At 70.4% G+C, this 13,211-nt stretch carries 13 protein-coding genes; 9 read left to right on the forward strand and 4 right to left on the reverse strand.

Features of this window, described 5'->3' with window-relative positions:
* Window positions 1–103 precede the first annotated feature (103 nt).
* Window positions 104–1,771, forward strand: a complete 1,668-nt coding sequence (locus M2163_RS37090; protein ID WP_280896166.1) for an AMP-binding protein — start codon at window positions 104–106, stop codon at window positions 1,769–1,771.
* Window positions 1,768–3,354 (forward strand): AMP-binding protein, encoded by a 1,587-nt coding sequence (locus M2163_RS37095; RefSeq protein ID WP_280896167.1) that lies wholly within the window; start codon window positions 1,768–1,770, stop codon window positions 3,352–3,354. The genes M2163_RS37090 and M2163_RS37095 overlap by 4 nt, the downstream gene beginning before the upstream one ends.
* Window positions 3,355–3,669: 315 nt before the next feature.
* On the opposite strand, the gene M2163_RS37100 is transcribed toward M2163_RS37095, so the two are convergent.
* Window positions 3,670–4,386, reverse strand: coding sequence for a hypothetical protein (locus tag M2163_RS37100; protein WP_280896168.1), 717 nt, complete (start codon window positions 4,384–4,386; stop codon window positions 3,670–3,672).
* A gap of 183 nt (window positions 4,387–4,569) precedes the next feature.
* Here M2163_RS37100 and gcl point away from each other — a divergent pair, with 183 nt between their 5' ends.
* A complete protein-coding gene (gcl, locus tag M2163_RS37105) occupies window positions 4,570–6,354 on the forward strand; it encodes a glyoxylate carboligase (protein ID WP_280896169.1) in 1,785 nt (594 codons plus the stop codon).
* Between the two features lie 229 nt (window positions 6,355–6,583).
* Here the strand turns inward: gcl and M2163_RS37110 are convergent, their stop codons facing one another.
* The 3 genes from M2163_RS37110 to M2163_RS37120 form a co-directional block, all read right to left on the reverse strand.
* Window positions 6,584–6,823 (reverse strand): hypothetical protein, encoded by a 240-nt coding sequence (locus tag M2163_RS37110; protein WP_280848535.1) that lies wholly within the window; start codon window positions 6,821–6,823, stop codon window positions 6,584–6,586.
* 430 nt (window positions 6,824–7,253) lie between these two features.
* Window positions 7,254–8,168: a 2-hydroxy-3-oxopropionate reductase gene (locus M2163_RS37115; protein WP_280896170.1), complete on the reverse strand. Its 915-nt coding sequence runs from the start codon at window positions 8,166–8,168 to the stop codon at window positions 7,254–7,256.
* Between the two features lie 27 nt (window positions 8,169–8,195).
* Window positions 8,196–9,017, reverse strand: coding sequence for a TIM barrel protein (locus tag M2163_RS37120; protein WP_280896171.1), 822 nt, complete (start codon window positions 9,015–9,017; stop codon window positions 8,196–8,198).
* 154 nt (window positions 9,018–9,171) lie between these two features.
* On the opposite strand from M2163_RS37120, the gene M2163_RS37125 reads away from it, so the two are divergent.
* The 6 genes from M2163_RS37125 to M2163_RS37150 all read left to right on the forward strand — a co-directional run bounded on the left by M2163_RS37125 (window position 9,172) and on the right by M2163_RS37150 (window position 13,169).
* Window positions 9,172–9,423, forward strand: coding sequence for a hypothetical protein (locus M2163_RS37125; protein WP_280896172.1), 252 nt, complete (start codon window positions 9,172–9,174; stop codon window positions 9,421–9,423).
* 47 nt (window positions 9,424–9,470) lie between these two features.
* Entirely contained in the window at window positions 9,471–9,779 is a 309-nt protein-coding gene (locus M2163_RS37130; RefSeq protein ID WP_280897373.1) for a helix-turn-helix domain-containing protein, read from the forward strand.
* Window positions 9,780–9,863: 84 nt separating this feature from the next.
* The gene (uraD, locus tag M2163_RS37135) at window positions 9,864–10,376 is read left to right on the forward strand and encodes a 2-oxo-4-hydroxy-4-carboxy-5-ureidoimidazoline decarboxylase (protein WP_280848531.1); all 513 of its coding nucleotides are present in this window, start codon (window positions 9,864–9,866) and stop codon (window positions 10,374–10,376) included.
* 2 nt (window positions 10,377–10,378) lie between these two features.
* The gene (uraH, locus tag M2163_RS37140) at window positions 10,379–10,774 is read left to right on the forward strand and encodes a hydroxyisourate hydrolase (RefSeq protein ID WP_280896173.1); all 396 of its coding nucleotides are present in this window, start codon (window positions 10,379–10,381) and stop codon (window positions 10,772–10,774) included.
* A 6-nt stretch (window positions 10,775–10,780) separates the two neighbouring features.
* Window positions 10,781–11,677, forward strand: a complete 897-nt coding sequence (gene pucL / locus M2163_RS37145) for a factor-independent urate hydroxylase (protein WP_280896174.1) — start codon at window positions 10,781–10,783, stop codon at window positions 11,675–11,677.
* Window positions 11,678–11,792: 115 nt separating this feature from the next.
* A complete protein-coding gene (locus M2163_RS37150; RefSeq protein ID WP_280896175.1) occupies window positions 11,793–13,169 on the forward strand; it encodes an 8-oxoguanine deaminase in 1,377 nt (458 codons plus the stop codon).
* The last annotated feature ends 42 nt before the right edge of the window (window positions 13,170–13,211 follow it).

The following is a 13,211-nucleotide window of genomic DNA, read 5'->3' on the forward strand; positions in this document are numbered from 1 at the left end:
TCGCCGCGGCAGACACCCCCGTCCGGGGGTAGTGAGACCTGCATCACGGATTACACGATGGCAGAGAGCCGCCCGGCAAGGTCCGGTCAGAGGAGGACGCAAGATGACGGCCACGGAGGATTTCCGCGGGGCGCGGGACTTCCTGCTGCAACACCGCGAGGACTACGCGACGGCGTACGAGGGCTTCGCCTGGCCCCGCCCGCGGCACTTCAACTGGGCGCTCGACTGGTTCGACGTCATCGCACAGGGCAACGACCGCACCGCCCTGCACATCGTCGAGGAGGACGGCAGCGAGGTCCGGCTGTCCTTCGCCGAGATGGCCGAACGGTCGAACCGGGTCGCCAACCTGCTGCGCGAGCGCGGGGTGGAGGCCGAGGACCGGATCCTCGTCATGCTGGGCAACCAGGCCGAGCTGTGGGAGACGGCCCTGGCCGCCATGAAGCTGCGGGCCGTCGTCATCCCGGCGACCCCGCTGCTCGGCCCCGCCGACCTGCGCGACCGCGTGGAGCGCGGGCGGGTGCGGCACGTCCTGGTGCGGGCCGAGGACACCGCCAAGTTCGACGAGGTGCCCGGCGACTACACCCGCATCGCCGCCGGCGGCGTACCGGAGGGCTGGCAGCCGTACGAGGACGCGTACGCCGCGCCCGAGGAGTTCCTGCCCGACGGGCCGACACTCGCCGACGACCCGCTGATGCTCTACTTCACCTCCGGGACGACGGCCCGCCCCAAACTCGTCGAGCACACGCACACCTCGTACCCGATCGGGCACCTGGCGACCATGTACTGGATCGGCCTGCGGCCCGGTGACGTGCACCTGAACATCTCCTCGCCCGGCTGGGCCAAGCACGCCTGGTCCAACCTCTTCGCGCCGTGGAACGCCGAGGCGACCGTCTTCATCCACAACTACACGCGCTTCGACGCCGCCCGCCTCATGTCCGAGATGGACCGGGCCCGGGTCACCACCTTCTGCGCCCCGCCGACCGTGTGGCGCATGCTCATCCAGGCCGACCTGACCCAGCTGCGCACGCCGCCCCGGGAGGTGGTCGCGGCCGGCGAGCCCCTCAACCCCGAAGTCATCGAGCAGGTCCGGCGGGCCTGGGGCGTCACCATCCGGGACGGCTTCGGCCAGACCGAGACGGCCGTGCAGGTCTCCAACAGCCCCGGACAGGTGCTCAAGACCGGCTCCATGGGGCGCCCGAGCCCCGGCTACCAGGTGGAACTCCTCGACCCGGTCTCCGGCGCGCCCGGCGCGAGCGAGGGGGAGATCGCGCTGGACCTGTCGGCCCGTCCGGTCGGCCTGATGACCGGCTACCACGGGGACCCCGACCGTACGGCGGAGGCGATGGCGGGCGGCTACTACCGGACCGGGGACGTGGCGTCCAGGGACGAGGACGGCTACCTGACCTACATCGGGCGCAGCGACGACGTCTTCAAGGCCTCCGACTACAAGATCAGCCCCTTCGAGCTGGAGAGCGCGCTCCTGGAACACGAGGCGGTGGCCGAGGCGGCCGTCGTGCCCGCGCCGGACGAGCTGCGGCTCGCCGTCCCGAAGGCGTACGTCGTGCTCGCGGCCGGCTGGGAGCCCGGCCCCGACACGGCCAAGGTGCTGTTCGAGCACTCCCGGCAGGCGCTGGCGCCCTACAAGCGGATCCGGCGGCTGGAGTTCGGGGAGCTGCCCAAGACGGTGTCGGGGAAGATCCGGCGGATCGAGCTGCGGGAGGCGACCGCGGCGGGCTCGGACGCGGAGTACCGCGAGGAGGACTTCCGGTGAACTCGTACACGCACGGCCTGGGCTCGACGGGGCTGCTCGGCGACACCATCGGGGCCAATCTGGACCGGGCGGTGGCGAGGTGGCCCGACCGGGAGGCGCTCGTCGACGTGCCGTCCGGGCGACGCTGGACGTACGCCCAGTTCGGCGCCGACGTCGAGGAGTTGGCGTCCGCGCTGCTCGCCTCCGGGGTCGCCAAGGGTGACCGGGTGGGGATCTGGGCGGTCAACTGCCCGGAGTGGGTGCTCGTCCAGTACGCCACCGCCCGCATCGGCGCGATCATGGTGAACATCAACCCGGCGTACCGCACCCACGAGGTCGAGTACGTCCTCGGCCAGGCGGGGATCTCGCTCCTCTTCGCGTCCCTGAGCCACAAGACGAGCGACTACCGGGCGATGGTCGACGAAGTGCGGGGCAGGTGCCGGGAGTTGCGGGAGGTCGTCTACATCGGCGACCCGAGCTGGGGGGAGTTGCTGCGGCGCGCCGTGCCGGACGCGGTGCACCCGGAACTCTCCTGCGACGACCCGATCAACATCCAGTACACCTCGGGCACGACCGGCTTCCCCAAGGGGGCCACGCTCTCCCACCACAACATCCTCAACAACGGTTATTTCGTGGGGGAGTTGATTGCCTACAGCGAGCAGGACCGGGTGTGCATCCCGGTTCCGTTTTATCACTGTTTCGGCATGGTGATGGGGAATCTGGCCGCTACGTCCCACGGCGCGTGCATGGTCATCCCGGCCCCCTCCTTCGACCCGGCGGCGACCCTGCGGGCGGTCCAGCAGGAGCGCTGCACCTCGCTGTACGGCGTCCCGACCATGTTCATCGCGGAGCTGAACCTGCCCGACTTCGCGACCTACGACCTCTCCACCCTGCGCACCGGGATCATGGCGGGCTCGCCGTGTCCGGTGGAGGTGATGAAGCGGGTGGTCGCGGAGATGCACATGGCGGAGGTCTCCATCTGCTACGGCATGACGGAGACGTCCCCGGTCTCGCTCCAGACCCGCAGGGACGACGACCTGGAGCACCGCACCGGCACGGTGGGCCGCGTCCTGCCGCACATCGAGGTCAAGGTCGTGGACCCGGCGACCGGTGTGACCCAACCCCGGGGCACGGCGGGGGAGTTGTGCACCCGCGGCTACAGCGTGATGCTCGGCTACTGGAACGAGCCCGAGAAGACGGCGGAGGCCGTCGACCCCGGTCGCTGGATGCACACCGGTGACCTGGCCGTGATGCGCGAGGACGGGTACGTCGAGATCGTCGGCCGCATCAAGGACATGATCATCCGGGGCGGCGAGAACATCTACCCGCGCGAGATCGAGGAGTTCCTGTACGGCCATCCGAAGATCGCGGACGTCCAGGTGGTGGGCGTCCCTGACGAGCGCTACGGCGAGGAGGTGCTGGCCTGCGTGATCCCGCGCGACCCGGCCGCACCGCCGAGCCTGGAGGAACTGCGCGCGTTCTGCGACGGCAGACTGGCCCACTACAAGATCCCGAGCCGCCTCCGGATCCTCGACGCCTTTCCGATGACGGTGTCGGGGAAGGTACGGAAGGTGGAGCTGCGGGAGACGTACGCGCGGGGGTGAGCGCGTGGCCGGCCCGGGGCGTGTGTACCAGTTCCCCGCGCCCCTGGGTGTGTGTGGCGGTGCGTGTTCGTCTGGGGGTTCGGTGGGGGCGGGCGTTTCTGCGCAGTTCCCCGCGCCCCTGAGTGCCTGCGGCGGCCCCTGATCGTCCGTGGCGCCGGGGCACTGCAACCTGCCCAGGGGCGCGGGGAACTGCGCAAAACGCCCGCCCCCACCGGCCGGTGGGCCGCGCGAGTTCGCCCGGCCCCGGCCGCTCGGGCGTGTGGTCCCTGTCCTGGCTCGCCCCCCGGCCCGTGGGCCGACCCGCCTGGCCCGCCGCTACGGTCCGTTCAGTTCGTCCGCCAGGGTGTTGACCGGCTGCGGTGTTCCCGTCAGGTCCAGGACGAACAGGGGGACGCCGAGGCTGTCGGCGCGGGTGCGGGCCTCCGTGGTGTAGCCGGCCAGGGAGAAGTACACGCAGTCCGAGGACTCCGTCATGGCCGTCAGCCACAGGCACTCCACGTCACGCGGTGAGGCGGGCCGCACGGTCGGGTCCACCTGCGCCAGCAGCCCGCGGGCCGCGAGGCCGATGCCGGACGGGGGCCGCTGGTCCGCGCGCCGGATGTCCTGGTAGCCGAGCCAGCGCAGATACAGCGCGGCGACGGTGACCGCGTCACGCGCGGTGCGGATCGTGATCGGCTGGAAGGCACGGCGCGGGGGAGCGGGGACCTCCACCCCCGGCTCCACCCCCGGCTCCACGTCCCGTCCCACCCCCGCCCCGGACTCCGGGCACGTGCCCCCGGCGACCGGGATCCGCAGGACCGTCCCGCAGCCACAGCCCAGCTCCGGCCGCGGCCACTGCGTCCTGCGCCCGCAGACCGCGCACTCCACGGCGACCCACGCCTCCTCCCACACCTGGTGGGCGACGGCCGCGGGCGCCCCGTACCGGTCCAGCGGCGGGCAGACGGGGGCGCCGCACTCGCACGGGTACGACGGCGCCGCGTAGAGGTGCTCGCGCCGGCAGACCGGACAGCGCACCGACACGGTCTCGGACATGGCCACATCGTCCTCCAGTGCCCGCCCGGTTGTCCGCCTCTTGACGGTCTTCACCCACCCACCTACATTGCTTCCAGATAGCAGAAAACTTATTCCGTATTGCGGAAGCACTCACCGCGGGGCGCGACGGGAGTACGCATCCGACAGCCGAAGCAGTAGAAGCAGTCGAAGCAGGAGTACTCGATGGCTCGAATGACCGCTGCCCGCGCGGCAGTTGAGATCCTCAAGCGCGAAGGTGTCTCGGACGCGTTCGGTGTCCCCGGCGCGGCGATCAACCCCTTCTATGCCGCGCTCAAGGCCTCCGGGGGCATCCACCACACCCTCGCCCGCCATGTCGAGGGTGCCTCGCACATGGCCGAGGGATACACGAGGACCCGCCCGGGCAACATCGGTGTCTGCATCGGCACCTCAGGACCCGCCGGCACCGACATGATCACCGGCCTGTACTCCGCGACCGGCGACTCGGTCCCGATCCTGTGCATCACGGGCCAGGCCCCGACCGCCGTGATCCACAAGGAGGACTTCCAGGCCGTCGACATCGCCTCCATCGCGGGGCCGGTGACGAAGATGGCGGTCACCGTCCTGGAGGCGGCCCAGGTCCCCGGCGTCTTCCAGCAGGCCTTCCACCTCATGCGCTCCGGCCGCCCGGGGCCGGTCCTGATCGACCTGCCGATCGACGTCCAGCTCACCGAGATCGAGTTCGACCCGGACACGTACCAGCCGCTCCCGGTGTACAAGCCGGCCGCGAGCCGCGCCCAGATCGAGAAGGCGCTCGCGCTCCTGGGCGAGTCCGAGCGCCCGCTGATCGTCGCCGGCGGCGGTGTCATCAACGCCGACGCCGCCGAACTTCTCGTCGAGTTCGCCGAGTTGACCGGCATCCCGGTCGTGCCGACCCTCATGGGCTGGGGCGTCCTGCCCGACGACCACGAGCTGAACGCCGGCATGGTGGGCCTGCAGACCTCGCACCGCTACGGCAACGCCACCTTCCTGGAGTCCGACTTCGTCCTCGGCATCGGCAACCGCTGGGCCAACCGTCACACCGGCAGACTGGACGTCTACACGGCCGGCCGGACGTTCGTCCACGTCGACGTCGAGCCCACCCAGATCGGCCGGATCTTCGCCCCGGACTACGGCATCGCCTCCGACGCGAAGGCGGCCCTGGCCCTCTTCGTCGAGGTGGCAGGGGAGTTGAAGGCCGAGGGCCGGCTCCCCGACCGCAGCGCCTGGGCCGCGTCCGCGCAGGAGAAGAAGGCCACCCTCCAGCGCCGTACGCACTTCGACGACATCCCCATCAAGCCCCAGCGGGTCTACGAGGAGATGAACAAGGCCTTCGGCCCGGAGACCCGGTACGTCTCCACGATCGGCCTCTCCCAGATCGCCGGCGCCCAGATGCTGCACGTCTTCCGACCCCGGCACTGGATCAACTGCGGCCAGGCGGGCCCCCTCGGCTGGACGATCCCGGCCGCACTGGGCGTCGCCAAGGCCGACCCGGAGGCACAGGTCGTGGCCCTCTCCGGCGACTACGACTTCCAGTTCATGATCGAGGAGCTGGCCGTCGGGGCCCAGCACCGGATCCCGTACATCCACGTCCTGGTGAACAACTCCTACCTGGGCCTGATCCGCCAGGCCCAGCGCGCCTTCGACATCGACTTCCAGGTCAACCTGGAGTTCGAGAACGTCAACTCCCCGCACCTGGGCGTCTACGGCGTCGACCACGTCAAGGTCGCCGAGGGCCTCGGCTGCAAGGCGATCCGGGTGACCGACCCGGCGGAGCTGGGCGCGGCCCTGGAGCAGGCGAAGAAGCTCGCCGCCGAGTTCCAGGTCCCGGTCGTCGTCGAGGCCGTCCTGGAGCGCGTCACCAACATCTCGATGTCGACGACGAACGACATCGGCAACGTGGTCGAGTTCGAGGAGATCGCGACGGAGCCGGCCCACGCGCCGACGTCGATCAAGCCGCTGAAGGTCTGACACCCCGGACGCCGAAGGGCGGTCCCACCGTGAAGGCGGGACCGCCCTTTCCCGTGCCCGGCTCCCCCGAAGCCGTTCCCCCGTCGTGTGGCCCGCCGCCCCCGTGCCGGCGGGCCCTCACGTGTAGAGAATGTGCCCGAGGCAGGGGCCCGTTGAAGCCCCCTGCCCCAGGTTCAGAGCTTGATTTGAGGATTCCGTAGCGGGCGTACGACCGCTGTCGTACGCCCGCTCACCGGTCGTGGTGCTCGGACAGTCCCGGCCAGTCGTCCGGACCGCCCCCCTGCCACTCCACGACGTCGTCGTCCTCGACCTCGATGCGGTCCAGGTCGGCGAGCCGGAGCAGCTCTACGACGTCGTCCAGGTGCGAGGCGACGCCCAGGTTCTCGTCGTCCGCGGTGACCCGCCGCGACCCGTCCAGGGCCGGAGCGTGCACCACGACATGGGGATGCTGTGCTGGATGTGCTGCCATGCCTTCAGAGTCCTGCGATCCGCGGCGCTGCGCACCCCGGGAACACGACAGAGCGCCGGATACGGGACCGTCCGTATCCGGCGCTCTGGGTTCCTGCGGTACTGCCGGGACCGCGGCGGCCGCGACGGGACCGGGACACGCTCCTTCCCTCAGGTCGAAGAAGGAGGGCCCGGGACCTTCACCACCGCACTGGCTCGCAGGCCGCCGCGGTCCTCCCCTGGCCGCACCCGGTACCGGGCGACCACCCCTCATCCGGGTCGCCGGGTCCGTCGGGCGCGGTCAGGGAGTCTGTGGGGAGCGAGGTCTCCTCGCTCCCGTCCACCGGCCTCGGGGGCCGGGCTGGTTCCGGGCGGCGCCACCGCCTGGGCGCGACAGGACAGATGTCAGCGGTGGCGCCGCCCGGAGTCTTCGGGGGCCGTCGGACCCGGCGTCAGACCCGCGCGCCGGACAGCCGCTCCACGGCCCGCAGCAGCGCCGAGTGGTCCAGGCCCCCGTCGCCCTGCGCGCGCAGACTGGCGACCAGCTGGGCGACGACGGCGCCGACGGGCAGGGCCGCGCCGACATTGCGGGCGGCGTCGGTGACGATGCCCATGTCCTTGTGGTGCAGATCGATCCGGAAGCCCGGCTTGAAGTCGCGCTGGAGGAAGTTGTCCTTCTTGCGCGTCAGCACGGTCGAGCCGGCGAGACCGCCGTTCAGGACGTCCAGCGCGGCCTTCAGGTCCACGCCCGACTTCTCCAGGAAGACGACGGCCTCGGCGCACGCCTGGATGTTCACGGCGACGATCAGCTGGTTCGCGGCCTTCACGGTCTGGCCCGAGCCGTGCGGACCGCACAGCACGATGGTCTTGCCGAGCGCCTCGAAGATCGGCTCGGCCTCGTCGAAGTCGGCCTGCTCGCCGCCCACCATGATGGACAGCACGGCTTCGATCGCACCGGCCTCACCGCCGGACACGGGCGCGTCCAGCACGCGGATGCCCTTGTCCTTCGCCGCCTTCGCCAGGTCGACGGACGTCTGCGGGGTGATCGAGGACATGTCGATCAGCAGGGCGCCGGAGCGGGCGTTGTCCAGGATGCCCTCGGGGCCGTACGCGATGGCCTCCACCTGCGGGGAGGCGGGCACCATCGTGATGATCACGTCGGCGTCCCGCACGGCCTCGGCGATCGAGGAGGCGGCGGTGCCGCCGGCGGCGGCCAGCCGGTCCAGCTTGTCCTGTTCGAGGGTGAAACCGGTGACGTCGTAACCCGCCTTGACCAAGTTCTCGGACATGGGGGAGCCCATGATGCCGAGACCTATCCAAGCAATCGCCGGGCGGGCTGGGTGGGAAGAATGCGCGAGGTTGCTCATGAGGGGGTGCCTCTCAGGAAAGGGGGGTCAGCGGGGCAGCCAGTCGAAGGCCTCGGCGCTCGGGCGGTCGCCCGGCTTGTACTCGAGGCCGACCCAGCCGTCGTAGCCCGCCTTCTTCAGCTGGTCGAGGAGGTCGGCGAGGGGCAGCGCGCCCGTGCCCGGAGCGCCGCGGCCCGGGTTGTCGGCGATCTGCACATGGCCGGTCCTCCCGGTGAACTCCTCGATCACCGCGGGCAGGTCCTCGCCGTTCATGGACAGGTGGTAGAGGTCCATCAGGAACTTCGCGTTGCCGAGGCCGGTCGCGTCGTTGACCTTGTCGACGATCCCGACCGCCGCGGGCGCGCTCACCAGCGGGTACCGCGGGGACTCGGGCCTGTTGAGGGCCTCGATCAGGAGGATCGCGCCGATCCGGTCGGCCGCGCGGGCCGCGAGGACGAGGTTCTCCAGCGCGAGCGCGTCCTGCTCGGCAGGGTCCACGCCGTCGACGCGGTTGCCGTACAGGGCGTTGAGCGCCTTGGTGCCCAGTGATCCCGCGAAGTCGGCGGCCACGTCGATGTTGGCGCGGAAGCGCTCCGACTCCTCGCCCGGGATCGACAGGGCACCCCGGTCCGGACCGGGCAGCTCGCCGGCGTAGAAGTTCAGGCCCGTGAGCTGGACGCCCGCGTCCTCGATCGCCCTCTTCAGGGCGTCGAGCTCGGACCGCTCCGGGGTCGGGGTGTCGATCCAGGGCCACCACAGCTCGACCGCGGTGAAGCCCGCCGCGGCGGCGGCCGCGGGGCGCTCCAGGAGCGGGAGTTCCGTGAAGAGGATCGACAGGTTGACGTTGAAGCGCTGGTCGGCGAATCCCATCGGGGTCGGCGCTCCCTTCCGTGTCGAGTAGTTCCGTAAGCGACTAGTTCCATAATGTGGAAGTTAGTTTCTGCTTATTGGAAGATTGCCGTCGGGTCGAAGGCGTTGTCAAGAGGGCCCGGCGGAAAACGGCACCTCGGGTTAGGTTGTGCGCGTGCGATTGAGAGTGGAGTTCACGACCGAGCCCTTCGACCTCGACGAGGCCCCGGCGCACGCGCTCGTGGCCCGCGAGGTCATCGAGGCGGCCGCGCTGGACGCGGTGGACGTCGGCCCGTTCGGCAACACCGCCGAGGGGGGTGCCGACGAGGTGCTCACCGCCGTGGACGCCCTGCTGCGCAGGACCCTGGCCTCCGGCGCCACCCGGATCTCCCTCCAGGTGAACGTGGTCGGGGAGGTCGACGCGTGAGCGCCGACGAGCCGTTCATCGCGGCGGTCAAGCCGCTGGTCGACGCCATGGGCGGCGAGATGCTCCCGCCGGACGAGGCCGGCCCCGACGACGTCGTGCTCTCCTGGGCGGGCGCCGACGTGGTCGCCGTGAGGCTGCCGCAGCTCGCGGACTCCCTCGATCACATCCTGGCCGCCATGGAGCGCAGGCGGGGCAAGCCGCTCGCCGACCTCGACCGCAAGGCCAAGCAGGAGGTCGTACGCATATTGGAGGCGCGCGGCGCCTTCTCCGTACGGCATGGCGTGGAGACCGTGGCGAGCGCCCTCGGGGTGAGCCGCTTCACGGTCTACAACTACCTGAACCGGGACAAAACGTAGGCGGCGGACCCCGACGGGTTTCGTAACCCCGAATTTTCAACAAAGTGTTGACGTGGTGTCGCGTGGGGGCGTTAGCTGACTCCCGTGACTTCGACTTCCACGTCCCCCGGCCTGGCCCGGTTCAACGTCCTGGAGGAGCACGCGGCCCACGCCCTCCTCCTGGAGGCGTGCGCCTCGACGGCGTGGGTTCGGCGTCTGCTCGCCGCCCGCCCCTACGCGAGTGCCGAGGACCTCTACACCACCAGCGACACCGCCATGGGCGAGCTGACCGCCGACGACCTCGCCGAGGCCATGGCCGGCCACCCGCCGATCGGCCGCCCCAAACCCGGCGACCCGACCTCCGCCCGCGAGCAGCGCGGCATGGCCGGCGCCTCCGAGGAGCTCAGGGCGGAGATGCTGGACCTGAACCTGGCGTACCAGGAGAGGTTCGGGCATGTCTTCCTGATCTGCGCGACCGGCCGCACCGCCGAGCAGATGCGGGACGCGGTCAAGGAGCGGATCGGCAACGCGCCGGAGCGCGAACGCGAGATCGTGCGCACCGAGCTGGGCAAGATCAACCGCATCCGGCTGGCCCGCATCGTCGAAGAGGACGCCTGACCATGAGCACGAGCACCACCGCATCCGTGTCCACGCACATCCTGGACACCAGCGCCGGCCGCCCCGCCGAGGGCGTCCGTGTCGAACTCGCGGCCCGCGCCGGCCGCCAGGCCGACTGGCAGGCGCTCGGCGGCTCCGCGACCGACGCGGACGGGCGGTGCAAGGACCTGCCGGCGCTGCCGGAGGGAACCACCCACGTACGGCTCGACTTCGCGGTGGAGCCGTACTTCTCGAAGAAGCAAGCCGATGCGCAGCAGGACGCCCCCGCGAATCGGGACAGCGGTGCCGGTGTGTTCTTCCCGGAGGTGGCGATCACCTTCGCCGTCGAGCCGGGCGAGCACTACCACGTACCGCTGCTGCTCAACCCGTTCGGCTACTCCGTTTACCGAGGGAGCTAGCGAGCAATGCCCCCCATTCTGGGTCAGAACCAGTACGGCAAGGCCGAGAACCGAGTCGTCAAGATCACGCGGGACGGCACCACCCACCACATCAAGGACCTCAACGTCTCGGTGTCGCTGAGCGGCGACATGGACGAGGTCCACTACTCCGGCTCCAACGCCAACGTGCTGCCGACCGACACCACCAAGAACACGGTGTACGCGTTCGCCAAGGAGCACGGCATCGAGTCCGCCGAGCAGTTCGGCATCCACCTCGCCCGCCACTTCGTGACCTCGCAGGAGCCGATCAGGACGGCCCGTATCCGCATCGAGGAGTACGCCTGGGAGCGGATCGAAACGGCCGGCGAGGACCGGCACTCCTTCGTCCGCCAGGGCCAGGAGACCCGGCTGACGCAGATCACCTACGACGGCTCGTCCTGGGAGGTGGTCTCCGGGCTCAAGGACCTGACCGTGATGAACTCGACCAACTCCGAGTTCTGGGGCTACGTCAAGGACAAGTACACGACCCTGCCCGAGGCGTACGACCGCATCCTGGCCACCGAGGTGTCCAGCCGCTGGCGCTTCAACTGGTCGGACGACGAGCAGCAGACGCCCGACTGGGAGACGTCCTACGAGCAGGTCAGGAAGCACATGCTGGAGGCCTTCGCCGAGACGTACTCGCTCTCGCTCCAGCAGACCCTGTACCAGATGGGCGCCCGGATCATCGAGAACCGGACCGAGATCGACGAGGTCCGCTTCTCGCTGCCGAACAAGCACCACTTCCTCGTGGACCTGGAGCCGTTCGGGCTGAAGAACGACAACGAGGTGTACTTCGCCGCCGACCGGCCCTACGGCCTGATCGAGGCAACCGTCCTGCGGGACGGCGCCGAGCCGAGGATCCCGGTGGACCTCACGAACCTCTAGCAACTCCATCGCGGCACCCGCGGCCGGGCAAGGGCTCCGGAAAGGCCCTCCGGCCGCGGCACTCAAACTCCCGGGGTCCTGCCGTGCCCTCTCCACCCAGCCCAAAGGACGAACCATGGCAGCAGACCGGCGCATCGTCATCGAGAACTGTTCGATCGCGACCGTGGACGCGCACGACACGGAGTACCCGAGCGGGTACGTCGTCATCGCCGGCAACCGCATCGAGTCGCTCGGCGCGGGCAGGGCCCCCGAGGGCCTGGAGAACGTCGACCGCCGTATCGACGCCACCGGCCACCTGGTGACCCCCGGCCTGGTAAACACCCACCACCACTACTACCAGTGGATCACCCGGGGCCTGGCCACCGACCACAACCTCTTCAACTGGCTCGTCGCGCTGTACCCGACCTGGGCGCGCATCGACGAGCAGATGGTCTACGCCGCCGCCCAGGGCTCGCTCGCGATGATGGCCCGCGGCGGCGTCACCACCGCCATGGACCACCACTACGTCTTCCCCGCCGGCTCCGGCGACCTGTCCGGCGCGATCATCCGCGCCGCCCGCGAGACGGGCGTCCGCTTCACCCTCGCCCGCGGCTCCATGGACCGCAGCGAGAAGGACGGCGGTCTGCCCCCGGACTTCGCCGTGGAGACCCTGGAGGGCGCCCTCGCCGCGACCGAGGCCACCGTCAAGGAACATCACGACTCCTCCTTCGACGCCATGACCCAGGTCGCCGTCGCCCCCTGCTCGCCCTTCTCCGTCTCCACCGAACTCCTGCGGGAGGGCGCCGCGTTGGCCCGCCGGCTCGGGGTTCGGCTGCACACCCACGGTTCGGAGACCGTCGAGGAGGAGCAGTTCTGCAAGGAACTGTTCGGCATGGGTCCCACCGACTACTTCGAGTCCACCGGCTGGCTCGGCGAGGACGTGTGGATGGCGCACTGCGTCCACATGAACGACTCCGACATCGCCGCCTTCGCCCGGACGAAGACGGGCGTGGCCCACTGTCCCTCCTCCAACGCCCGGCTCGCCGCGGGCATCGCACGGGTCCCGGACATGCTCGCGGCCGGTGTCCCGGTCGGCCTCGGCGTCGACGGCACCGCGTCCAACGAGTCCGGTGAACTCCACACCGAGCTGCGCAACGCCCTGCTCATCAACCGGCTCGGAGCGCACCGGGAAGCGGCCCTGAACGCCCGCCAGGCCCTGCGTCTGGGCACGTACGGCGGCGCCCAGGTGCTGGGCCGCGCGGCCGAGACCGGCTCCCTGGAGGCGGGCAAGCTCGCCGACCTGGTGCTGTGGAAGCTCGACACCCTCGCCCACGCCTCGATCGCCGACCCGGTCACCGCACTGGTCTTCGGCGCGGCGGCACCGGTCACGGCCTCGTTCGTGAACGGCCGTCAGATCGTCGAGAACGGACGCCTGTTGCACGTCGACGAGGACCTCATCGCCCGCTCGACGCGGGAGCAGGCGCAGCGCCTGGCCCGGATCGCCGGTCACTGAGTCCCGTACGGCATCGATCTCCGGCCGGGAGGGACGGCTCCC

Origin of the sequence: Streptomyces sp. SAI-135 (assembly GCF_029893805.1) — a bacterium.
GTDB lineage: Bacteria > Actinomycetota > Actinomycetes > Streptomycetales > Streptomycetaceae > Streptomyces.